A 23,562-nucleotide genomic window follows, 5' to 3' on the forward strand; every position below is an offset into this window, starting at 1 on the left:
GCATCTGCAACGTGTGCAGGCAGGTCGCAACCGCGAAGGCGCAGCCCACTTCTGCTGCCGGACTGGCGCTTCATCGCGAAACCCGAGTGAGCCTACCGGCGGCCATGAGCGATAGACATGAGCCACCTAGATCAGCCCTCTCTAGTCCGAATGGACTAGGGACGGCCGCAGATGGAGTAGTTTTGCTATGGTGGGGAGGGTGCGAACGGGCTTCCCCTCCAGGCCGCAGGCATACGATGAGTACAAGGACGAAGTTGAGATTCGATCTGCAGCGCACAGCGTGGATGCTGCTCATGCTCCTTCCTCTCCTGGGCTCATGCCATCGACAGCCTTCCGTCGTTATCGCTGTCATTCCGCGCACCTCGGGCGTGCTGATGTGGGAGCCTGAACACGGCGGCGCACTGGCTACAGCCCTCCCACAGGGAGCGGATATCTACTGGAACGCACCGACACGCGAAGATGATATTCAAGGTCAGATCGCTCTGGTGGATCGCGTAGCCTCGCGCTCCTACCAGGGACTTGTACTCTCACCCGATCACGCGCTCGCACTCATTACGCCGGTGCGACGCGCGATTGCGCGCGGACTGCCAACAGTTGTACTGGGCTCACCGCTGGCAATGCCTGCGGGCAATGGCCTGTGGTACGTACTGAACGATGAGCAGACGGGCGCACGGATGGCCGCACAGAGGCTCACAGCGATGCTCGGCGGCAAAGGCTCGATTGCGGTGCTGGGCATCAATCCAGATATCACCGGCATTGTGGAGCGGGCGCGCCTCTTCGAGGGCGATCTGGCCCAGAGCGCGCCAGAAATCCGCGTAGTCGTAAACCGGAGCGGCTCCTTCAATCTCCCTCACGAACAGCAGGTGGCTGAAGAGACGCTAAGGGAGCATCCGGAGATCGACGTGATCGTGACCATGACGGCCACCGCCATGCACAGTGCACTGGCTGCCATCGCGGCATCTCCGGAGAAGCATATCCGTGTGATTGCCTTCGATCCTGACTCACTGACCTTCGATAGCCCGAATCTCGATAGCATGATCTTCGAGAACACGCGACGCATGGGAACAGAAGCAGTGCAGCTCCTGCTCGCCGAGCATCGCGGCATAAGCCAGCCCGCCGTCACTTACGTCGAACCCGTACTGGTAACGCGTGAGAATATACATACCGACGAAGTCACTCAGTTGACCTCGATGGACTGGCGGCCCGCACGCATGCGTTGGAAGTGGAGTGTGGGACCATGAGCGAGGCAGGCATCGGAGCAGGCCGTGCAGGCAGGCGCAGTAGCTATTCTGCATCACGCGTGTGGTTCATTACCGGAGTCTCCGCCGTTCTGCTGGCCGCGATATTGGCCGGAATATTTATCTATTGGCGCAGCCCCACGCGTGGTCTGCCATACCATGACGCCTTCGCGGAGTTGCATACCGGGGAGTGGACCGCTTATGGCGGCACGTGGGAGGTTGCGCAGGGCGCCATCCACAATGACTCCGACGAGCGCGGCGCAAAGCTGGTAACCGGATCGCAATACTGGCGCAACTACTCGATAGAAGCCGACGTGATGCTGCTCGGCATGGGCGGCGATGCGGGACTGATCGTGCGCACCAGCAATGAAGAGGAAGGCGTGGATGCCTATAACGGCTATTATGCAGGACTGCGCACGCTCGACAATACGCTGACGCTGGGGCGAGCCGGTTACGGCTGGATGGAGGTGAACTTTCCTCTCAAGCCGCGCGGCACGCGCGTCGTAGCATCGCGATGGTATCACCTGAAACTGCTGGCCTACGGCTGCCAGCTGGTAGCTTCTGCGGCGCCGCTGCTCCCTGATGCTCATGCCGGCTCGCCCACGATTATTTCCATTACCGATGAGAGCTGCCTCCCTGCAGGCCGTGCCGGGCTGCGCTCATATTCCTCTGGCGGTATCTGGCGCAACGTGGCGATAAAACCCGCGACACGCCGTGATCTCGATGAGATGCTTTCACAAGGCCGTTCACAGATAGCGGCCACACCGCAGCATTCGCTGACCGAGCTGTCAAATGCCGGCGGCTCGATCACACCACCGGCAGAGGACCAACCGCCAGCACTGCCCTCGAGTCCGAACACGCAACCGATCAGCAGCCTGCGCCTGGCTTCGCTGGCGCGACCGGTGACCTCGACCGTGCGCGGTATCGTCATCCTGAATTCACCCGCGCTCTTCGTCGAGGACGCGACCGGCGGTGTGGCTGTACATCTCAAAACACCGCAGCCACTCAAGGTGGGGGACGAGGTCGAAGTCACCGGGGAGGTGCATGCCGACGCCTTCAGCTCGCGGCTCGAAGATGCGGTGGTGCGCGTGCTCTGGGAGGGCACTCCGATGCCAGCCGTCTCGGTTACCGCTTCGCAAGCGGCCACCGGAGCCTTCGATTCGACTTTTGTCGAGGTCACAGGCGCGCTCGAGAAAAAATCTTACGGGCCTGATGATTCCCTTATTCTCGATCTCGATTCCGGCCAGCAGTCCTTCCGTGCCATCCTCAACCGCGGCCGCGCGGGGGAGATTTATGAGCGCGTAAAACCCGGCAGCACACTCTTACTGCGCGGAGTCACAGTGGTAGACCCGGCTTACACGCAGTCACTCACGCCTTTCGCCGTACTGGTGCACTCCAGCGACGATCTCGAAATTCTTGCCGGGCCGCCATGGTGGAGCACGGGCCACCTGGTTGCGATCGGTATAGGGTTGCTGCTAGCGGCTCTGGTCACAAACTTCCTCTATCACCGTATCGACCGGATGCGCCTGCGTGCGGTCATTGAGGAACGTGAGCGGTTGGCCTATGAGATGCATGACACCCTGGCACAGAGCGTAGCTGGCATCGGTTTCCAGCTCGAAGCGATCCGCACTCAAACACCTGAAACCCTCGCGAAGGTACACCGCCAACTTGACCAGGCAAGCGAACTGGTGCGCCACAGTCATGCCGAGGCTCGGCGCAGCATCCGCATGCTAAGGCCTCAACAACTTGAGTCCGAGGGACTGCTGACTGCCCTCACACACACAGCCGAACGCCTGGTGGAAGGTGGTCCAGTACAGATCCACGCAGTCTCTCTGGGTGAACCACGAGCGCTGCCGCTGCGTGTCGCTGACGCGCTCTATCGCATCGGACAGGAAGCTCTGGCCAACGCCGTGCGCCATGCCCATCCAGGCATCATCCGTATCGAGATCGAGTACACACGGCAAACGGTGCGGCTGCTCATCGCCGACGACGGCATCGGCTTTGCACAGGGCGAAGAGCAGGGCCTCGGCCTGTTAGGCATGCGCAAACGTGCAGCCAGCATTGCGGCACGGCTCAATATCCGCAATCGCAAGACAAGTGGCCCAATACAGGGCACGGACGTACAGGTGACTGCGCCGCTGCCACCTGAGAATTCATGGCTGGCATGGCCGGCGACAGCATGGCGATATCTTAGGGAGTTACATCATGGCTGATCTGGAACAAAAGCCGATCCGTATTCTTATTGTCGACGATCACCCCGTAGTGCGTGCCGGCCTCACCAGCATGCTCGGCACGCAGGACGATCTTGAAGTTGTTGCCTCCGCTTCCTCTGGCGAGGCCGCGCTAGCACTGCTCGGACAGACTATCTGCGACGTAGTATTGCTCGACCTGCGTATGCCGGGCATGAGCGGCGTAGAGACGATTCTCGAGATGAAAAAGGCCGGGCGCAGTGCGCGTACCATCGTGCTCACCAGCTTTGAAACCGATGAGGACATCTACCGCGCAGTGCAGGCCGGTGCGCAAGGTTACCTACTCAAGGACACCTCGCTCAGGGAGATGATCGAGGCCATCAAGAGCGTACACGCCGGCAAGCGTTATATCCCGCGCGATATCGCGGCGAGACTCGCCGAACGGATGATGCGCACAGACCTCACGGCACGCGAACTGGAAATCTTAAAGATGCTCTCCAAAGGGCTAACCAACAAGCAGATCGGCCAGGTACTCGGCATCAGCGACAACACGGTAAAGAACCATGTGAACAGCATCATTGAAAAACTCGAGGTATCCGATCGCACCGAGGCCGCGACTACCGCCATTCAGCGAGGACTTATTTCGATCGAAGAGGCGTAAGATCGCTTTCGGCAGTCACTCAGCTGGTCGCGCTAGAAACGATGTAGCCCAGGTGGACTATGGACCCCGATCGAAGTGACAGGCGACACTGACGGAGCAGTCAGTCGTCAGAGCACGGGCCGGGCGACACTTCGACTGCGGGAGAGACCGCCTCTTGCTCGATCGTCGTGACTTCCTCAAGATTCTTGCCGCTGCCGGAGCTGCCCAGGGGCTCGGGCCTGCCCATGCACTCTTCGCACAACAAGGCACGACTCTGCGTAAAGGACAGTATGCGCCGGGACGTATTGCGAATGAACTGACGCTCTACCTGCCTGGAGAGGAAGAGACTCTGCGCGCTGTTCCCTCGGTGAGCGGACTCGCCGGCGATGCGCTCACGGTGAAGCTTGGCGCGGAATCGGCATCGATCAAAACAGGCGACGCATTCCACGGATGGCGCCTGCTCACAATCGCAGGCATGAATGGCGTGGAAACGGCGATCTTCGAAAAGCATGTGACGCACCGCGGCGCGCTGGCTTACGTCACCGAAGAGCGCGGCACGATTGCGTGGATTCCGAAGTACGTCGGCGATCTCTCGAAGATCCGTCCACGACCCACCCATACGCCGCATGGTGTGAAGCTCGAGCGCGCACCGCGCTACATACCCGGACCTGATGTGACTGGCGAATACTTGCTGAACTCGAACGAAGACCCGTGCTTCGAGAATGTCGCAGCGCTCGGCGAAGAATATATCGGCTGGACCCTGGTGGCCAACGAGCAGGGTGGCCCAAAGAGCTGCCTCTATCTTGAAGCCGATGGCATTTCGCGCGAGATCGCAGGCAAGCCTGAGGGCGAGGGCACATGGGAGCCGGACCAGGTAGGCGCATATTTCGATCCTGCCGCGCTGCTCTCCGATGACAACCCCAAGCTCTACGCATATCGCAAGGGTTACAGTAAGCGGACGCTGCTCGGAGGCTACCTTCCGGTGGCAAATATCGGCGTGTGGAATGCCGAGTACAGCTGCGGTTACGAGGTGATGGTGCTGCTGCCTCCGGGGGAAGATGCGAAACCCATCGGCCGTGTACGCTCAATGGTGCCTGATACACAGCGCAGCTCCGAAAAAGACATTGACGGCACGCTATTTGTCGATCGCTATTGGAATTGCGGGCCACAGGAGTTCTACTCCGAGCTGGCCGGGATCTGGAACCGGTGGTCGTCTCTATACGATGCAGCGATGCCGATCTCGATCCCCGATGAGGCACTTCTGAATGCGGCGCGCGGAGGCATTACGCTCTCACGCTGCAGCTACCGCGGACTCGAACCCACCTACCAGATCGGCGAGGGCGCGTACACCAAGATTCCCGAACGCAGCCATGCACTCTTCCCCGTCGCACACTACGAATTCGTGTGGGTGCAGCAACTGTGGAATCTGAACGCCGATGCCGATGCGTACTTCGATCATTACCTTGATAAGTATGTACTGCCGAACGGCGACTTTCTCTACAACACGCAGGATCAGGTAGAAGCGCCACTGAACATTGGCATCTTCCTTACGAACTCGGCACGCTCGTGGGACTATGGCCACGATCTCGATGCGCTGCGCAGGCGTCTGCCGGTGCTCGAGCGAATGATCGACTTTGTTCTCACGCGCTACGAATACAGTAAGCAAGCGTATTCTGCTGGCGACCGGCGCCGCGGACTCATCTACGGCTCGCCTGAAGCAGATCTTGGTGATCCGCACAACGACTTCCCTGCCTCGCATCCTCTCTACTACCAAAACTCTGTGTGGACCTGGCGCGGATTCACCGAGCACGCGCGCTGTCTGCGCTCAGCGAGCGCGGCTGCACATGACGACGCGCTGCGCGCCGCAGCAGACAAGTACGCAGCGCTGGCGCAGGAAATGCGCGGGCTCATCCAGAGCTCATTGGAAGCCACGCTGGCCTTGCGCAATACCGCAATGAAAGAGGCGGGGATTACCCCCTTCACGCCGGATGACATTCACCGCGATCCCAAAGACCTCTCCAGCTACGAGAACCATCGCTTTATGCAGGATTGGTTCACCGCCGACTGGGGGGATGAGACGCTCGATCTCGGCCATCTGAAGCATCGTGAGATAGCCGGCCTCCAGATCATCGGGCTGCACACCGACGGAGCGTGGGCGCGCACCTCAAACTTCATGGATCACGGCAGCCTCTCGGTGAAGATCCGCCAGAAGGACTATCGCCCCTTCCTGCTGAACCTCTACGCGCTGCTCTGCTATGCATGCGACCCAGGTTCAGGGTATGCGCCGGAAGACGCTTTTATCCCCGGCAGCTTTCCAGGCGAAGGCAATCGCTACGGCTGGGCATCGGTGGTAAACAGCACATTACAGCCTGCACTTGGACTCCGCTGGCTACTCTGCTATGAAGAAACACATGCCGATGTTTGTCACCTCCAAAAGGCTGCTCCGAAGGACTGGTTCACTGCAGGCAAGACTATCTCCGTCCAGCACTGCCCAACGCGCTTCGGCCAAGTAAGTTGGACCACCCACGCACTGGACGATCACCACTGGACGATCACGCTCGAGGTAGAAACAGGCTTCTCAGGAGACATCGTACTGCACATTCATCCACGTTCTGGCGAAGCGATTCGCACCGCAACGGTTGGAACCGTGGACCAGGATACGATCACACTGCTGCACCCGCTTTTCGCCTCACAAACAAGATTCGAGATCGACATTACTTAACCTATTCACTTACGAGGTCACGACAGATATTTGCCCTGTGGCCTGCTTGTCATGTTTTCAAGCTTTTTGCTGGAGCGTCTATGATTCCTCCCCGCCTGGTGTGCACAAGCCGCCGGATTTTCGATCGCCGCACCTTTTTAAAGCACGCCGGTGTAACTGCTGCAGCTGCTGTTGCATTTCATACGTACCCGCTATGGGCTTGGGCATCCATCGATGTATCAAAGAATCCACAACCCGCGGTGAAAAATCGCGCACCGCTCGCATCGAACGCGTTCTATCGATTACCGCTCTGCTCCATCCGGCCGGCGGGATGGCTGCGCGCGCAGATGGAAGTACAGGCCAACGGCCTCAGCGGTCATTTGGATGAAGTCTGGGGTGATGTTGGACCAGACAGCGGCTGGCTCGGAGGCAACGGAGAATCCTGGGAGCGTGGACCGTACTTCGTCGATGGCCTAGTCCCGCTTGCCTGGCAACTCGACGATGTGCGGCTCAAGGCCAAGGCACAGCATTTCATGGAATGGACACTGACGCACCCCTCCCCGAATGGCATGTTCGGTCCGGCAAATAACGATGACTGGTGGCCGCGCATGGTGATGCTGAAGGCTCTCACACAGTATCAGGAGGCAACCGGCGATACCCGCGTCATTCCCTTGATGTCGAGCTATTTTGACTATCAACGCAAGACGCTGCCGACACGTCCGCTGCGCGATTGGGGTAAGTTTCGCTGGCAGGACAATGCACTCTCGGTCATCTGGCTCTATAACCGCACAGGTGATCCAAAGCTGCTTGCATTACTCGATCTCCTGCACCAGCAGGGTTTCAACTGGAAAGCAAACTTCGCCGATTTCCGCTATACCCAGCGCATCACACCAGAAGTGATTAAGCTAAGCGAAAACAACGGCCTCAATGACATAGCGCTGGCAACGCACGGCGTTAACAACGGGCAGGCGCTGAAGGCCGGACCGGTGTGGTCGGTAGTCTCCGGCCAGGAAAGCGATCGTCACGCCCTGCGCGTCATGCTCGATGCCCTCGACAAGTATCATGGCCTGCCGAACGGCATGTTCTCCTGCGACGAGCATCTTGGCGGCCCAAACCCATCGCAGGGCAGCGAACTTTGTACTGTGGTCGAGACGATGTTTTCGCTCGAAGAGTCCATGGCCATCCTCGGGGAGCCTTGGATCGGCGATCGTCTTGAACGCATCGCCTTCAATGCGCTTCCCGGTGCCTTTACTGACGACATGTGGGCACATCAGTACGATCAGGAGCCTAACCAGGTGGAGGTAAGCCTGCACAGCAAGCCGTGGACGACGGATGGACCGGAGTCAAACCTGTATGGCCTGGCACCACACTTCGGCTGCTGCACAGCAAACTTCCATCAGGGGTGGCCGAAATTTGCGGCGAGCCTATGGATGGCCTCGGCAGACGACGGTCTGGCAGCGGTGGCATACGCACCGTGCGAGGTACATACGACCGTTCGCGATACAGCGATACGCATCGCGGTAGAAACCGAATATCCGTTCCGCGACACAGTGCGCATACACGTGGAACCTGCAGCAGAAGTGTATTTTCCCCTGCGCTTGCGAATTCCGGAGTGGGCAGAACGCGGCGTGGCTATCAAGATCAATGGCCAGTCGCAGCCTGCGCCGAAAGCAGGGACCTTTGCAGTGGTCGATCGCCAATGGAGCCCCAATGATCTCGTCGAAATACGGCTACCGCTTGCGCTGCGCGTGACACGCGGGTTCCAACAGTCAGTATCGATCTCACGCGGGCCGTTGCTTTTCTCCTATCCCATCGCAGAAGACTGGGTAAAACTGCAGGAACACGGCGAGAAGTCATCGGACTGGCAGGTATTTCCTGCATCCGGGTGGAACTACGCGCTGGCGGTGGACGAGAACAACACGAAGACGATCGCAACAGAAGAGATAGCCATAGGTCAAACACCATTCACAATGAAAACGCCGGGCGTAAAGCTGCACACCGCTGCACGCAAGCTCCCCTCCTGGCGAGCCGTGGATGGCGTGGCCGATCCAGTGCCGCAGAGCCCGGTAACAAGCGACGAGGCCCAAATGCAGATCGAGCTTGTGCCCTATGCCGCCGCGAAACTGCGTATCACTGCATTCCCGGTCCTAAAGAGCTAGCTTTTATCATCCTGTGTAATGCGATTTGCCTTCAGGACCATTGAATCCTTCATATGGATACATATCGCAAGGCGCACATACGGCAGTAACCGTGCGTTATGAAGTTCTAGCCCCCGGACCGGTCGATACTTTGCAGAACCCAAAGGCGTGCTGGTACTTTGGGCAAGGAGCATAAGGGAGTTTCTGTGAAGCCGACACCATCTCAGCACCTTTCGCAGCCATTCGTTCTTGATCGCCGGCGATTTCTTGAACTGGGCCTCGCCAGTGCTGCCGGCTTATTGGTGGATGCTCCGTCGCACGCAGCGGAGAACTCGCCAGCGATTGCGACACATGGCTTGTTCATGGAACTGGCGCCCGGTGCGGTTGAGCCGCAGGGCTGGCTGGGTGCATGGCTTTCCAAGCAGGCTGCCGAGCTTGGCTCGCACCTGCCGGAAATCTCCTGGCCATTCAGCGCAGAATACTGGAACGGTCTCGAACAGGGACCCAGTTGGTGGCCCTGGGAGCAGCGCGCTTATTGGACCGATGGCGCGACGCGGCTGGCTATCGTCACGCGCGACAGCACGCTGATGCAAAAAGTACAGGTGCCGATCGGTTTCACCCTTGCCCATGCTCGCGCCAATGGCTATCTCGGCCCATCTTATTTCGAGGATCCAATCGGCGACGAACATCGTTGGCCACAGATGGTCTTTTTCCGCAGCCTAATGGCTTGTGCCGATGCACAAGTGGGCCCATCCGGCATAGCAGAAGCCATGCGGAAACACTATCTCAACGACCCGGCAGATTATGCCCTGCCCGAGCGCAATATTACGAACATTGAGCCCATGCTGTGGTGCTACAGGCAGACTGGTGATCCAAAGCTGCTCTCTCTGGCCGAGGAGTCCTGGCGACGCTTTCAGGCTCAGGTCGCGGACACGCCGGGACACGGAGACTTAGGCAGCACGCGGGTCTATGCCGACAGCCCGATCCATGCACATGGTGTGACCTATGCCGAGACTGCTAAGCTGCCCGCCATTCTTTACATGTATACCGGCAATCCGGAGTACTTGCGCTTTGCCCTGGCCGCACAGCAGCGCATCTTCTCGCACCATATGCTGGTAGATGGAATTCCTTCGACGTCCGAATGGTTCCGTACTCGAACTTCGCTTGACTCACATGAGACCTGCGACATCGTGGATCACACCTGGGGCTGGGGATATATGCTGCAGGCTACCGGCGACGGTGTCTGGAGTGATCGCATCGAGCGGGCCTGCTTCAATGCGGGGCCGGGGGCTATTCGCAATGACTGGAAGGCGCTGCAGTACTTTTCTTGCCCGAACCAGTTTCTAGCAACCGAGAAGTCCGACCACAACGTGATGGCGCATGGCAGTTACATGATGGCCTATCAGCCAAACCCCGGTCAGCGTACTGCGTGTTGCGGCGGCAATGTGCATCGGCTTTACCCGAATTACGTAAGCCGTATGTGGATGCGCTCGGTCGAAGGCGGGCTCGTCGCGACACTCTACGGCCCTTCGACACTCCGCACTACCGTAGGTCCCGAGCGTACTCCCGTCGAAATTGTGCAAACAACAGAGTATCCGTTCCGCGATACCATCACCTTCCGATTTGCAGGAGCGCATGAAGCGAAGTTCCCGCTCGCACTGCGCGTGCCTGCCTGGTGCAAGCGGCCGCAACTCACACTCAACGGAAGTACCGTTACACTCACGCCGCAGAAGGGATTCGTTACGCTGGAGCACCGCTTCCGTCCTGGCGACACCCTGACATTGACACTTCCCATGGCGTTGGCTCGTACAGCATGGCCATATGGAGGCGTTGCATTGGAACGCGGTCCTCTGGTGTTTTCCCTTCCCATTCAGGAAAAGTGGAGTACCTTCACAGTGCCCGACTACTCCACCTCAGCCTTCCCTGGTTACAACGCAACGCCCACCAGCGCATGGAACTATGGACTGGCTCTAAATGCGAGCCCTCTCGATGGACAGATAAGCGTACACGAGTCCAATGGCGCAATCTCAGACGATCCGTGGTCGCACCCACCGATCAATATCACCGTAGCTGCGCGCAAAATCGAAAACTATACATTGCAGGACATCACCAACCAGGAGGGCCAGTCTTTCACCCCGCCCCTGCCCGACCTTGCTTTTACGCAGGTTCACCCTGAGCTCGAGCAGATCACTCTGGTGCCCTACGGATCGACACAGCTACGCGTCACGATCTTTCCTGATCTCGGAACACCGCATGCGCAAGAATCCAGTTAGACTTTTTCGAAGCTCCGATAGCCGTCTGATCCCGCAGAAAGTGGCACTTCGATGACACATCTCGCGCCATGCTCTACTTCTTCGAACGTCATCTTTCCGCCTATCCGGTCCACAATCAGCTTCGCGATCGAAAGTCCCAGGCCCGCACCGCTTCCTGAAGCATTGGCCAGAGCTCTGCTGGTATAAAAGCGTTCAAACACTTTTTGCTGCTCGTCGCGAGGGATGCCGGGGCCCTCATCCTGAAAATCGATACCAAGACGGTCCGACTCAAGCCTCCAATGGATATCCAGAAATGAGCCACGCGGAGAGTACTTCACCGCGTTGTGCAGCACATTCATGAAAGCGATGCGGAGAAGAGAGCGATCTGCAAGCACAGTAATATTGCGCATGGCGTCTCCGTCCTGCCGCACGGTGAGCTGCTTTTCTTCGATCAGGACTTCAAGCACGCCGAGTACTTCATCCACCAGGTCCCGCACCACAAATGCGCTCTGAGCCTCACCTGGCTGGCTGGACTCGGCCCGAGCCAGCAGCAAAAGACCGTTGATTGTTTCGTTCAGGCGAGCGGTTTCTTCAAGGACGCTCTCTAAAGTTTCCTGATAGGTATCCAGGCCTGCATGCTGCTCCAGGGTTACCTCGCTCATCGTGCGAATAGAAGCCAGCGGAGTGCGCAACTCGTGGGCTGCATCCGCCGTAAAGCGCTTCAACTGCTGAAATGCCTCATCGAGTCTCCCCAGAAGATGATTGAAGACCTTCGCTAACTGCCCTAGCTCGTCTCCTGGATTCGCAATCTCCAGACGATCATGCAGATTATTGGCCGTGATGCCCTGCGCGCGCTCCGTCATCTCTTTGAGAGGTCGAAGCGCACGGGCTGCGATGATCTGCCCAGCCGCTCCCGCCACCAGCAGCGCCAGAGGGACCGCAATCAGCAGCAACACCAGAAATTGCGTCATCCTCTCCCGCAGCGGAGCCAGGCTATACCCAAGCCGGATCACCATCGTCACACCATTCAGGGTGTGAATATGGCTGATGATCACTGCATACGTACCATCCTCAAGCCGCACTGCGCGCTCATTGAAGCTCCTGTCTCCCTCGTCTCTGCGCAACGGACCGCCCAATGGCATTCCGTGCAGGGCCGGGCTTCGATAGAGCACCAGCCCGGAAAGATCGCGCACTTCCATGAGCCGGTCGACCAACAGGTGAGATTGCGGACGCGAATAGTAGTTATCCTGCATGTGCAAGCTGCCGGATTGGTCGAAGTAGAGCAACCCTTCAGCCGTCACCACATCCTGCACTTCGTCATGAAAGATCTGCCGGCTGAGCACTGCATATTGAAACGCAAAGACCAGGCTCGCATAGACCAGTAGAAGAACAGCCAGCACGGCTACATACCAGAGCGTCAGCCGGCTTCGCAGACTTAATGGCAAATGCGGCATCAGACCTCCGGCTCCCGTAGCGTGAAACCCAGCCCGCGAACGGTCTGCAGCAGCTTTACTCCGAACGGGTCGTCGATCTTTCTGCGCAGCCGCGCGACCTGTACATCGATGACATTGTCGATCGGGGTGAAGCGCGAAGTTTCGTGCCATATATCCCGCGCCAGCATCTCGCGGGATACCGTGCGCCCGCGGTTCTCGACGAGATACAACAGCAGGTCGAACTCCCGCACCGTTAGTTCCAATCGCTGCCCATCACGCATGGCCATTCTCTTTTTCGCATCCACGCATAGGTCTGCTACCTGCAGCATCGCCGCAGTCTGAGCCGGAACAGTCCGCCGTAACTGTACATCAATGCGTGCCAGCAGCTCTGGAAATGAAAACGGCTTGCCGAGGTAGTCATCCGCGCCCAGGCGCAATCCCGTAACCCGGTCGTCGATTGTGTTGTGCGAGGTAAGAATCAGCACGCGTACATCCGTACCCTCACTACGCAGTTGCTGAAGCAAATCCAGTCCGGTGCGTTGCGGGAGTGTCAGGTCCAGTATCAGCAAGTCGGGATGCTGATTGTGTATAAGGAAAAATCCCTCCTCTGCCGAGCCTGCAGTCAGAACTTCGTAGCCGGCGCCGTCTCCCCCCGCAGCTACTGCTTCTGACAGCTTCCTGTCGTCATCGATGATCAGGATTTTCGCTCGTGCAGAAGACATGCCCATTTCACCCACTCTCATCATTTCGCAGCTCCGCGTCACCGGCAAGCACCCTGCTGCGATGTCAGAATCTTGTCAGATTTCTGTCAGCCCTATCCGTGGTCAACTCCAGATAAATCGTTACGCACGGAGGATCACACCGATGAACATTAAACTTCTTGCCGCATTCCTGCTTACCTCCACCTGCTGCCTGGCACAATCTGCTCCCGCTGCTCCCGTGCTCGACGCTCCGATCACACTGCCCATCATCTTCACTTCGAACGTCGCCGCACACGGCTCGCACGCAGGGGAAGGCTTCCAGGCTCGCACCACGCAGTCTGTCACCCTTGCTGGTGGCCAGGTACTTCCTAAGGGGGCTCGCATTACCGGCCATGTGGACACCGCTACGCCTTTTGTCTTCGATAACACCCCTTATGCGCGTCAGAAGACCTCTGTTCTCTCCATCCGCTTCGATTCCGTTGAGGTGAATCATCAGGCCGTGCCGCTTAACATCACCGTGCGCGCCATTGCCGATCCAGTCACCAGCATCGAGGCGCAAACCCCGATCAATCACGATATTGATCCTTCCGGAACCACGACGCAGATTGGCGGCGATCAGCGCTATCCCTGGAATGCGCCCGTGACGAATGAAGACGGCGATATCGTTGCCTACTCTCGTCATGGCGGTGTCTATGCGCACCTCATCGCTTCCGGACGCTGCGACGCCAGCACAACAGAGGTTTCAGTCGGTATCTACTCCGCCTCCGCTTGCGGACTCTACGGCTTTCCGCAAACTACCGCTGAAGAGATGGGTTCACCCTCGCACCCGTCCGTGCTGACCCTCGCCTCCACACACGATTCGCCCAGGATCTGGAAAGGTTCGACCGCACTGCTTGAGGTCATCGCCCCGCAGTCTTCGGTCGCCTCACGCTAAAGACTCCATAAGCCTAACCTCTGGAGACCGAACGCATGCTCAACATCGGGCCGGCACTCAAGGTGACGATCCATCTCAATCGAGATACAGGCGCCAAGCACGGCTTCCTGGTCGATGACATCCTCGATTTCCTGCAGAAACGCGGTATTGCAGGCGCCACTGCCATCCAGGCCTTCGCAGGTTTCGGTGCACACCGGCGCCTGCACACCGAGGGAGCGGGTGACGTCGGAGGAGAACATCTTCCCGTTCTTATCTATTTCATCGATGAACCGGCGAAGATCGACGCAATCCTCGACGACCTTCTCGCTTTTGTCACCGATGGTCTCGTCGAGATGCACCCAACGCAGGTGCTCCGCTCCATCACTGCCACGGAAAAGGTCATTACCTAGTGAAGCTTGTTTTGCGGAAGTCCATTTCCCCGCTCTTCCGTGGCATGCCATTTTTACTTGCCACTGCCTTTATCGCTTCTCCCTTTGTCTTCGCTCAGACTGCTGGCCCCACACAACCGGCGAGCCTGACCCTCGCTACGGCAGAAAATACGGCACTCCTGAATCAACCTCGCATGCTCGCCGCCCAGCAACGCGCACGCGCCGCAGGAGAACAGATTCGGGAGGCACGCTCCGCCGACTTCCCCACGATCGGCTTCAATACCACCGGCGTACGCGTCGCCGATCCCGGTACAGCAACGGCTGCCGGCAACATTACCACCTCTTCCATCTCGGATCGCTTCGCGTATGGCGGAACTCTCTCCCAGCTCGTCACGGACTTTGGACGAACCCACGCACTTGTGCAACAAAGCCGCGACCAGGCATCGGCACAGGCTGATCTTGCTATCCTGACCCGGGCGCAGGTGCGTCTCAATGTGCGCACAGCCTACTATCAGGTACTCGGCGCAGAGGCTGTGCTCCGCGCCGCGCAATCCGCAAAAGCTACCCGTGAGCTGGTCGCGCATCAACTCACCGAGCTTTCTAAAAGCGAGCTGCGTTCCACGCTCGACGTGCAATTCGCAACCGTCCTGGTCGAGCAGGCCGATCTTGCCGTCGTGCAGGCGCAGAGCCTTGTCGCGCAGGACCGCGCACATCTGGCAACGGCAATGGGACTGCAGCAGTCCATCGCTGCGCCACTCGCGGATGAGAGCCCCGCCGGAGATCCGCTCCCCGCATCGCCAGATAGTCTCCAACATGACGCACAGACACAGCGTGCCGATCTACAGGCCGCAGTGGCTCAGCAAAGCGCAGCACAACACTATGCCGAGGCCGAACAGCGGCTTTCCTGGCCAAAGCTGACTGTCCTTGCCGCAGCCGGTCAGATTCCTTATCACGACGCAACGCTGCATGACGATTATGCCGCCGCAGGATTCAATCTGAATATCCCCATATTTAACGGCGGTCTCTTTGCCGCGCAGCGTGCGCAGGCAGCGCATGAGGCCAGCGCCGCCGCACGAGATACCCAACAGGTACGGCTCGAGGTCAATGAACAGGTGCAAAGCGCCTGGTATCGAGCCGAAGAGGCATTCCAGAGCATCGCCGTCACCGCCAAACTCGTCGCCGCCAGCAGAGAGGCTCTGCGCCTCGCGCAGGATCGATACGACGCCGGACTTGGCAGCATCGTCGAGCTGAACGAAGCACAGTTGAATGAAACGTCGGCCGAGATACAGGCCGCCGATGCCAATTACACCTACCTCACCCGCCGCGCCCAGCTTGACTTTGCAACCGGCCAGCTCAACTGAAAGGTCTGCCGATGACGCCTCGGAAAAGAACTGTCTTATTTGGAAGCCTTACTGCCGTCAGCGCTCTTCTCGCCGCCTGCTCAAAACAGGCAGCTCCCACGGAAGCGACGCCTACCGTTCCGGTAGCCGCGGTCGGCTATGCGAACCTACAGAACGATCTTGTATTGACGGCCGAATTCCACCCTTACCAGGATGTCGATGTCATGGCCAAGGTCGCCGGCTATGTCAGGCAGATCAACGTCGACATCGGCGATCACGTCCATCAGGGACAGATACTCGCCACGCTCGAAGTCCCTGAAATACAGGATGACCTTGCAAAAGCAAAAGCAGGTCAAGCTGCAGCCGAGGCGAATATCGCCACCGCAGAGGCTGCTGTCGAACATGCCAGGGCCGCAGCCAGCATCGCATCCCTCTCTTACCAGCGCATTGAAGATGTGGCCAATCGCGATCGTGGCCTCGTGCCGAAGCAGGAAGTCGACGTCGCGCAGTCGCGCAAAGCCGAAGCCAGCGCGCAACTGGACAGCGCCGTTTCATCACTGAAAGCTGCGCAGCAGGCGCGTCTCGAAGCCGATTCTGAATATTCGCGCGCAGACGCGATGGTGCAATACGCGACGATTCGAGCGCCTTTCACCGGGGTCGTCACAAAGCGGTATGCCAATACCGGCTCAATGATCCAGGCAGGTATCTCCTCCCAGACGCAGGCTATGCCCCTCGTCAGCCTCGCACAGAATGACCTTCTCCGTCTGATCCTGCCCGTCCCTGTCAGCGATGTCTCCAGCATCCACAATGGCGAAGCCGTGGACGTGGATGTGGTCAGCCTCGGCCGCACGCTCAAGGGCACAGTCACTCGCTACGCCGATTCCGTGCAGTTCTCCACGCGCACCATGGACACGGAAGTGGATGTGCCGAACCCACAGGGCACACTCGTTCCCGGCATGTATGCCGAAGTCCATCTCCATCTCGCTCCCCGACCTCACGTTCTCAGCGTCCCTGTTGACGCGGTCGACGGCATCGGAACTGCCGCCGAGCAGGCATGGGTTATACGCGACGGCGCATTGCATCTGGTCCCAGTCACCACCGGTCTGCAGACTCCCAATCGCATCGAGATTCTCTCCGGTCTCGCGGAAGGCGATCAGATTGCGGTTGGCCGTCACACCGGCTTATCCGATGGTGAGCATGTGAATCCGGTTCCCGCTACGTACGAATCCGCATCCGCCGACAGGCACTAACGAGGAAAGGACATTCCCCAGGCATGTCGGGCTTTTCGATCCGCAATCCGTATCTGATCGTCGTATTGGGTCTCATCATCGCCATCCTTGGCATTGTCAGCGTCTCAGAGATGCCGGTCGACATGTTCCCACCAATTAATCTCCCAGTCGTCGCAGTGGCAACGTTCTATTCCGGCATGCCGCCCCAGCAGATTGAGACGAACATCACCTATCACCTTGAGCGCCAGTTCACGCTAGCCAGCGGCATCGATCACATCGAATCCCGCTCGCTGCCTGGAGTCAGCCTCATCAAGGTCTACTTTCTCTCCGGCACAGACCCCGACGCCGACGCAGCCTCCATCTCCTCGCTCGCTATGAGCGACCTGCGCGACATGCCGCCGGGCACGTATCCGCCCATCATTCTCAAGCAGGATGCTTCGAGCGTTCCCGTCGCACTGGTGCCGCTCACCGGTGCAGGGCTTAGCCAGAGCAAGCTGAAGGATATTGGTCAGAACTATGTCCGTAACCAGCTGGCCAGTGTTCCCGGAGCCTCCGTACCTCAGCCCTTTGGTGGAACATGGCGGCAAATTCAGCTATTCGCCGACCCCTACAAGCTCGAAGCCAACCAACTCAGCCTCATGGATGTCGTGCGTGCCGTCAACGACGCAAACGTCATCCTTCCTGCAGGCGACGCGCAGATCGGACGCTACGACTATGACCTCTACACCAACTCCATGCTCAAAGGACCTGACGACATCGCACAGGTACCGATCAAGACAGTTGGACAGTCCCCTGTTCGTGTCGGTGACGTGGCCGTGCCACAGGATGCGTACAGCCGCCAGTACAACATCGTACGTGTCGACGGTCAGCATGCTGTCTATGTTCCAGTCTTCAAAGGCGGCAGTGATGCGAATACCATCGCCATCGTCGACGGTGTCCGCGCCAAGCTGAAGGCGCTCTATGACGTGCCCGCCTCGCTGCGGACCGCAGTTGTTTTCGACCAGGCGCGCTTTGTACGCACGGCCATCGAAACACTGCTGCATGAAGGCGGAGTGGGACTCTTCCTCACCTGCCTGATGATTCTGCTTTTCCTGGGCAGCCTCCGCGCCACAGTCGCGGTCTTCTTCTCCATCCCGCTTTCGCTGCTTGCTACTTTTATCGTGCTGCACTTCACGGGTAGTTCGGTAAACAGCATGGTTCTCGGAGGGCTGGCTCTTGCGCTCTCCCGCCTGATCGACAACTCCGTCGTGGTGCTCGAAAACATCTTCCGTCACCTCGAAGGTGGAGAAGCTCCTGCCGTTGCTGCGGAAAAGGGCGGACGCGAAGTCGCACTGCCCGTACTCGCCGGCACCCTGACGACTGTCGTCGTCTTCTTTCCCGTTACCATGCTGTACGGGGTCAGTCGCTTTCTCTTTAGTGCACTCGCTCTGGCCGTCGTTATTTCACTCTTCGCTTCGTACTTCGTCGCAATGACAGTCGTGCCTCTCTTCTGCGCACGCTTTATTCACAGCCCACATCAGTCCGGGGAACACGCGACGGAATCCGGCGCAGTGCAGGAAGCCGGAGGCAAGCTCAGCGTCTGGGAACGCTTTAATGCAGCTTTCAGCCGCGGCTTCGATACCCTTCTTGCCCGCTATGATGTCGCCGTCGGCAAGGTTCTTGCCATACCCGGAAAGACACTTGCAGTCTGCGGCATCGTTTTCGCCCTTAGCCTGCTGCTCTTTCCGCTGCTCGGCCTCTCCTTCTTTCCACGTACCGATGCCGGCCAGTTCGTCATCAACTTCAAAGCGCCCTCCGGCACGCGTCTCGATGACACCGATGCGGAAGCAGCACATGTGGAACAAATCATTCGCAGCATCGTCGGCAAGCACGATCTCGGCATGATCATCTCCAACCTCGGTGTCGATCCCGGATTCTCTGCGCTCTATTCCTCGAACTCTGCCACGCATACAGGCTTTATCCAGGTGGCGCTCTCGCCCGACCACCGCGTCAGCAGTTTTGCTTATATCGAACGCGTGCAGCACGCGCTCGCTACGCAGATGCCCGAGCTCCAGACTTTCTTCTCCAGCGGGAGCCTTGTCGACGGCGTGCTGAACATGGGCGCTCCTGCGCCAATCGACATTCGCATCACCGGCAACGATATGAGTGCCGACAATGACACCGCGCACAAGATCGCAGCAGCGGTGCGCCGCATTCCCAATGTTGCCGAGGTCTATATCCCCCAGGATCTCGACTATCCCTCGCTGCGCATTGCCATCGACCGCACCCGTGCCAGCGAACTCGGTCTTACTGAAAAAGAGGTAGTCTCCAACGTCATCACAGCTCTCACCTCGAACCAGATGATCGCGCCATCCATCTGGATCGATCCCAAGAGCGGCAACAATTACTTCCTCACCGTGATGTACCGCGAAAACCAGGTCCAGTCTCTCGACGACCTCAAGGCAATCCCGCTGCATGGAGCTGGAATCACGCGCCCCACGCGACTCGACATGGTGGCTGATATCCAACAATTCCAGGCACCAACCGAGATGGACCACACACAAATCCGCCGCGTCATGGATATTTACGTACGCCCGCAGAGTGAAGATCTTGGCCGGATCACAAAATCTATCCAGGGAATCCTCAAGCACGAGCAACCCCCGCAGGGCGTTGATGTCAACCTCGCTGGCTCGGTCAACTCCATGAACGAGTCCTTCCGCAGCTTCGCTATCGGCCTCACACTCTCCGTGCTGCTGCTCTATCTCATCCTGGTTGCACAGTTCCGCTCGTTTCTCGATCCCTTCATCATCCTGCTCGCTCTTCCTCCAGGCATCACCGGCGTACTCCTTGCTTTGGTGCTCTGGGGAACCACGCTGAACGTCATGTCCCTGATGGGCGTCGTCATGCTCGCAGGCATCGTACTAACAAACAGCATCTTGATCGTCGAATTCGCACATCACCTGATGAAGGAAGGCCTGGCTGTTCGAGAGGCTATCGTCACCTCCTGCCGCGTACGCCTGCGTCCCATTCTGATGACCTCGCTTGCAACTCTGATCGGTCTTCTGCCTATGGCGCTCAAGCTGGGTGAAGGGAGTGAGGCCTATGCCCCGCTCGCGCAGGCGCTCATCGGTGGACTCGCCATTTCCGTGCTGCTCACAATCTTCCTCGTGCCCGCAGGCTTCTATCTCGCCTACCGCAACAGGAGCGCCTGATCTTCAGGCGCTTCTCGAATCATCAAGAGCGCGCGAGAGAAGATGCCGCTTGATATAAGTCGTCAATCTTTTTCAGCACATTCGTATGGAAAGAGACTGGCAACCCCTCCGCATGTTGTATACATAATTGCATACTACGTGCGAGGCGAACGATGGCTGCGAATCGTCGTGAATTCCTGCTCGGAGCTGCGACCTTGGCAGCCAGTACTTCCCTTCCATCTGAACTATGGGCTGCCAATCCCAACAAACTGAACACTCCTGGAGCAGACGTCCATACCTCTTCTCCGTTCCTGCTCGAGTTCGATGAAGGCGCAGTGACGAGTCTCCGTTTTGCCGGTGATGCTTTTCCTACCAACTATGTGGCTACAGGACAGAAACTTGGTCATGTCGAAATTGCCTGGCGACACCCCAATAGTGCCTGGCAAAAACTTCGCACTGCGGAATCGACTCCGAGTCATGATTCTCCCGCCACATATCTGGCTCAAGATGAACGTGGTCATGCGCTCGAAATAGCCGTTCGCCTGGCGCCTGAGCGCGAGATACTCCGATGGACGATTGCAGTACGCAATCTTTCCCCGGAAACAATCGAGATCGGCGATGTGGCTCTACCGCTGCCGATGCACTCCAGCTTCAATGGCAAAGAGCCTCAAACCGCTTCTGTCCTGAAACACAGCTTTATCTCCGGACATGGCTCATTCCTGTTCTGGATGCGATCGAACAGCGTCGGCCCCTATCTGGTAATGACCCCGGAGCATGGCACCTCTTTGGAATACTGGGACCACCTTCCGCCGGCAACCAAAGGAGAGCGCCCCGCATTTCGCGCTTACATCCACTCCACGGCCGTGAACGAAACAGTACAGGCGGTAGGCGGCCGATGGCGTCAGCCGCGAACGAGCACTACGCTTGCCCCAGCCGGCAAAGCAGGATCCGAGCACACCTATGCCTTCCAGTTCGCCTGGGCACTTGATTATGCGGGCGTGCGACAACGGCTGGTGGAGGCAGGCGGCATCGATGTCGAAATCGCGCCTGGCATGACAGTTCCCTCCGATCTGTTCACCTGTCTTGCCGTCCGGTCGCAGGACTCCATCACACACATTGCCGCCGAACACATCGAACAGACAATGATTGAACCACTCGGCGAGCGAAACGGATATACGTTCTATCGTGTGAAATTCAATCGGCTTGGCGAAAACATGCTGACCGTGCACCACGGTGTAAATCGCACGACACGGCTGGAGTTCTTTGCCTCCGAACCACTTGAGACGCTGATTCACAAACGCGCCGCATTCATCGCCAGGCATCAAGTTCGCGACACAAGCAAGTGGTATAACGGTCTGCTTGGAGAGTGGAATATGGATTCTCAAGTACAGCTCGGACCGGATAACTATGACCGCATCAAAGGGTGGCGTATTTATGAGGTGACCTGCGACGATCCAGGACTCAGCAAGCCGGCCTATCTTGCAAGCAAGAATGCAGAATTTCCTGACCAGTCCGAAGTAGAAGCGCTGGACTACTACATAGAACACTTTGTATGGGGCGGTCTGCAGCGCACCACAGAGGAGACCGACAGTTACGGCATATACGGCATCCCCGACTGGAAGCAGAATCGCGACAGCAGTGATCCCGGCAGCAAAGGCAGGCGTCATATCTGGCGAGCCTATGACTACCCGCATATCGTAGTCATGTATTTCAGTATGTATCGCATTGCCCGCGACTACCCCGGAATCAACATGAAGCTGGCCCCGGAGACATACCTCGAACGGGCATATGGCACCGCACTTGGAATGTTTATCATCCCCATGCGCGTCGTCGGCTGGTCCGCTTATGAGACCGGCTTCTATAACGAAATAGTCATCCCGCAACTCATCGAAGAACTGGATAAAACAGGCAAACATGATCAGGCGACACAACTGCGCATGCACTGGGAGAAAAAGGTCGCCTACTTTGTGAGCGGCAATACGAACCTGTTCGGGTCGGAATATGCGTTCGACTCTACTGGCTTCGAATCGACGCAGGCACTTGCACGTTACGCACTCGATCACCCGGCAACTCCGGGAATCACTCCGGAAGCAACCGCGAAGTTCGCCGCGACACAGATACGCGCCAATCTATTCTGCCGCGGCATGATTGAAAAAGCGTATTACTACTACGGCAGCGACTACCGTGCCGGCGCAGGCGATTCCTTCACCCTCAGCTATATGTCACCCATGGGCGGATGGGGCGTGCTGAATCACGCGCTTTACGATGGCCATGAACCCGATGCCACGATTCGTCTTGGATTCGCCTCTTATCTCAGCTCATGGTCCCTCATGAACACAGGCACACGAGAGAGCGGATGCGGATACTGGTTTCCCGGCGAGGCAAACGATGGCGGAACAGGAGGCGGTTTCGAGCCGGCAGCATATGGCATGACGTGGCTTGGACAACCCCACCATCGCGGCCCCTGGTATTACTCTTCCGAAACAGATCTGGGCTACTGTGGAGCACTGCGGTCGTCGGCGACGATCGTTGCCGATGACCCTGTCTTTGGACGCTTTTGCTTCGGTGGTGAGATGAAAACCGGGAAGGCATCCTTGCTCATCGTTCCACGCGATGGCGTAAGAAGGCGTCTCCACCTGCGTATATCGGGGCAGAAAATCGATCTCGAACTCACAGGTGCACGATTCGCAAAGGAAGAGCCTATTCATTGGTTTGCCGATCAGCAGAAATTTCTCTTCATGCTGGAATCTGAAACGATAAGCAGCGGGAAAGCACAGCTTCTAATCAAAGGCCTGCCTGTACATAGTTACAAAATCAGATATGGCTCAGAAACGCATGAACTTCAATGTAATGAAAAGAACCTATTTGAGCTGAGCATTCCCGCTGGAAGCTCAAAGGTGCAAATAGAAATCACCTCGATCTGACATCGATTAGCTTGTCATCGGTGTAAGAAATGTAAACACCCGTTCCGTATGGAACTTATCCTCCGTCAGAATGCAATTGACAATGCCTTTTTCATCGTGCACTATCATGCGCACTCATTGAGAAGGCACGGTCAACGCCGCACACTGCGGAAGGTTTCGACAAGCCGCTCCCATGCTCTGCTTGCAACTCCCGCCGCTCTGTCTCGTATTGAGAGAAACGGTGTTTTGGCCGGGCTTTTAGTCGTCATCGGTGGAGCATCTCCGCAGCTCACTCCTCTGCATAATGGAACCCACGGCAGGCAAGT

General features: G+C 58.0%; 14 protein-coding genes. 12 read left to right on the top strand and 2 right to left on the bottom strand.

Annotated elements, in window-relative coordinates; translation table 11 throughout:
• Positions 1-293 precede the first annotated feature (293 nt).
• The 6 genes from ESZ00_RS11310 (at position 294) to ESZ00_RS11335 (ending at position 11,179) form a co-directional block, all read left to right on the top strand.
• Entirely contained in the window at positions 294-1,241 is a 948-nt protein-coding gene (locus tag ESZ00_RS11310; protein WP_164981477.1) for a substrate-binding domain-containing protein, read from the top strand.
• Positions 1,238-3,451: a histidine kinase gene (locus tag ESZ00_RS11315; protein ID WP_129208357.1), complete on the top strand. Its 2,214-nt coding sequence runs from the start codon at positions 1,238-1,240 to the stop codon at positions 3,449-3,451. The genes ESZ00_RS11310 and ESZ00_RS11315 overlap by 4 nt, the downstream gene beginning before the upstream one ends.
• On the top strand, positions 3,444-4,088 hold the full coding sequence (locus ESZ00_RS11320) for a response regulator (protein ID WP_129208358.1): 645 nt from the start codon (positions 3,444-3,446) through the stop codon (positions 4,086-4,088). The genes ESZ00_RS11315 and ESZ00_RS11320 overlap by 8 nt, the downstream gene beginning before the upstream one ends.
• Positions 4,089-4,242: 154 nt before the next feature.
• A complete protein-coding gene (locus ESZ00_RS11325; RefSeq protein WP_204520204.1) occupies positions 4,243-6,789 on the top strand; it encodes a twin-arginine translocation signal domain-containing protein in 2,547 nt (848 codons plus the stop codon).
• 80 nt (positions 6,790-6,869) lie between these two features.
• A complete protein-coding gene (locus ESZ00_RS11330) occupies positions 6,870-8,927 on the top strand; it encodes a beta-L-arabinofuranosidase domain-containing protein (RefSeq protein WP_129208927.1) in 2,058 nt (685 codons plus the stop codon).
• A 185-nt stretch (positions 8,928-9,112) separates the two neighbouring features.
• Positions 9,113-11,179, top strand: coding sequence for a beta-L-arabinofuranosidase domain-containing protein (locus ESZ00_RS11335; RefSeq protein ID WP_129208362.1), 2,067 nt, complete (start codon positions 9,113-9,115; stop codon positions 11,177-11,179).
• On the opposite strand, the gene ESZ00_RS11340 is transcribed toward ESZ00_RS11335, so the two are convergent.
• Positions 11,176-12,612: an ATP-binding protein gene (locus ESZ00_RS11340; RefSeq protein WP_129208364.1), complete on the bottom strand. Its 1,437-nt coding sequence runs from the start codon at positions 12,610-12,612 to the stop codon at positions 11,176-11,178. The two genes, ESZ00_RS11335 and ESZ00_RS11340, sit on opposite strands and share 4 nt — an antisense overlap.
• Positions 12,612-13,355: a response regulator transcription factor gene (locus tag ESZ00_RS11345; protein WP_240034497.1), complete on the bottom strand. Its 744-nt coding sequence runs from the start codon at positions 13,353-13,355 to the stop codon at positions 12,612-12,614. Before ESZ00_RS11345 ends, ESZ00_RS11340 begins: the two co-directional genes overlap by 1 nt.
• Before the next feature lie 100 nt (positions 13,356-13,455).
• Here ESZ00_RS11345 and ESZ00_RS11350 point away from each other — a divergent pair, with 100 nt between their 5' ends.
• The 6 genes from ESZ00_RS11350 to ESZ00_RS11375 all read left to right on the top strand — a co-directional run bounded on the left by ESZ00_RS11350 (position 13,456) and on the right by ESZ00_RS11375 (position 23,257).
• Positions 13,456-14,226 (top strand): hypothetical protein, encoded by a 771-nt coding sequence (locus ESZ00_RS11350; protein WP_129208366.1) that lies wholly within the window; start codon positions 13,456-13,458, stop codon positions 14,224-14,226.
• Positions 14,227-14,261: 35 nt separating this feature from the next.
• Complete coding sequence (locus tag ESZ00_RS11355; RefSeq protein WP_129208368.1) at positions 14,262-14,615, top strand: DUF190 domain-containing protein; 354 nt, start codon at positions 14,262-14,264, stop codon at positions 14,613-14,615.
• Between the two features lie 11 nt (positions 14,616-14,626).
• A complete protein-coding gene (locus ESZ00_RS11360; RefSeq protein WP_229741199.1) occupies positions 14,627-15,955 on the top strand; it encodes a TolC family protein in 1,329 nt (442 codons plus the stop codon).
• An 11-nt stretch (positions 15,956-15,966) separates the two neighbouring features.
• A complete protein-coding gene (locus ESZ00_RS11365) occupies positions 15,967-17,184 on the top strand; it encodes an efflux RND transporter periplasmic adaptor subunit (protein WP_129208370.1) in 1,218 nt (405 codons plus the stop codon).
• Positions 17,185-17,207: 23 nt separating this feature from the next.
• Positions 17,208-20,354 (top strand): efflux RND transporter permease subunit, encoded by a 3,147-nt coding sequence (locus ESZ00_RS11370; protein ID WP_129208371.1) that lies wholly within the window; start codon positions 17,208-17,210, stop codon positions 20,352-20,354.
• Positions 20,355-20,506: 152 nt separating this feature from the next.
• On the top strand, positions 20,507-23,257 hold the full coding sequence (locus ESZ00_RS11375) for a DUF5695 domain-containing protein (RefSeq protein WP_129208372.1): 2,751 nt from the start codon (positions 20,507-20,509) through the stop codon (positions 23,255-23,257).
• Positions 23,258-23,562: the final 305 nt, after the last annotated feature.

Source organism: Silvibacterium dinghuense, from assembly GCF_004123295.1.
Classification (GTDB): Bacteria; Acidobacteriota; Terriglobia; order Terriglobales; family Acidobacteriaceae; genus Silvibacterium; species Silvibacterium dinghuense.

What these genes read in the sequence shown, in the direction of transcription:
- ESZ00_RS11350 (WP_129208366.1), top strand. Translation starts at nt 13,456, where the DNA reads ATGAACATTAAACTTCTTGCCGCATTCCTGCTTACCTCCACCTGCTGC.
- ESZ00_RS11330 (WP_129208927.1), top strand. Translation starts at nt 6,870, where the DNA reads ATGATTCCTCCCCGCCTGGTGTGCACAAGCCGCCGGATTTTCGATCGC.
- ESZ00_RS11355 (WP_129208368.1), top strand. Translation starts at nt 14,262, where the DNA reads ATGCTCAACATCGGGCCGGCACTCAAGGTGACGATCCATCTCAATCGA.
- ESZ00_RS11320 (WP_129208358.1), top strand. Translation starts at nt 3,444, where the DNA reads ATGGCTGATCTGGAACAAAAGCCGATCCGTATTCTTATTGTCGACGAT.
- ESZ00_RS11365 (WP_129208370.1), top strand. Translation starts at nt 15,967, where the DNA reads ATGACGCCTCGGAAAAGAACTGTCTTATTTGGAAGCCTTACTGCCGTC.
- ESZ00_RS11340 (WP_129208364.1), bottom strand. Translation starts at nt 12,612, where the DNA reads ATGCCGCATTTGCCATTAAGTCTGCGAAGCCGGCTGACGCTCTGGTAT.
- ESZ00_RS11370 (WP_129208371.1), top strand. Translation starts at nt 17,208, where the DNA reads ATGTCGGGCTTTTCGATCCGCAATCCGTATCTGATCGTCGTATTGGGT.
- ESZ00_RS11315 (WP_129208357.1), top strand. Translation starts at nt 1,238, where the DNA reads ATGAGCGAGGCAGGCATCGGAGCAGGCCGTGCAGGCAGGCGCAGTAGC.
- ESZ00_RS11310 (WP_164981477.1), top strand. Translation starts at nt 294, where the DNA reads ATGCTCCTTCCTCTCCTGGGCTCATGCCATCGACAGCCTTCCGTCGTT.
- ESZ00_RS11375 (WP_129208372.1), top strand. Translation starts at nt 20,507, where the DNA reads ATGGCTGCGAATCGTCGTGAATTCCTGCTCGGAGCTGCGACCTTGGCA.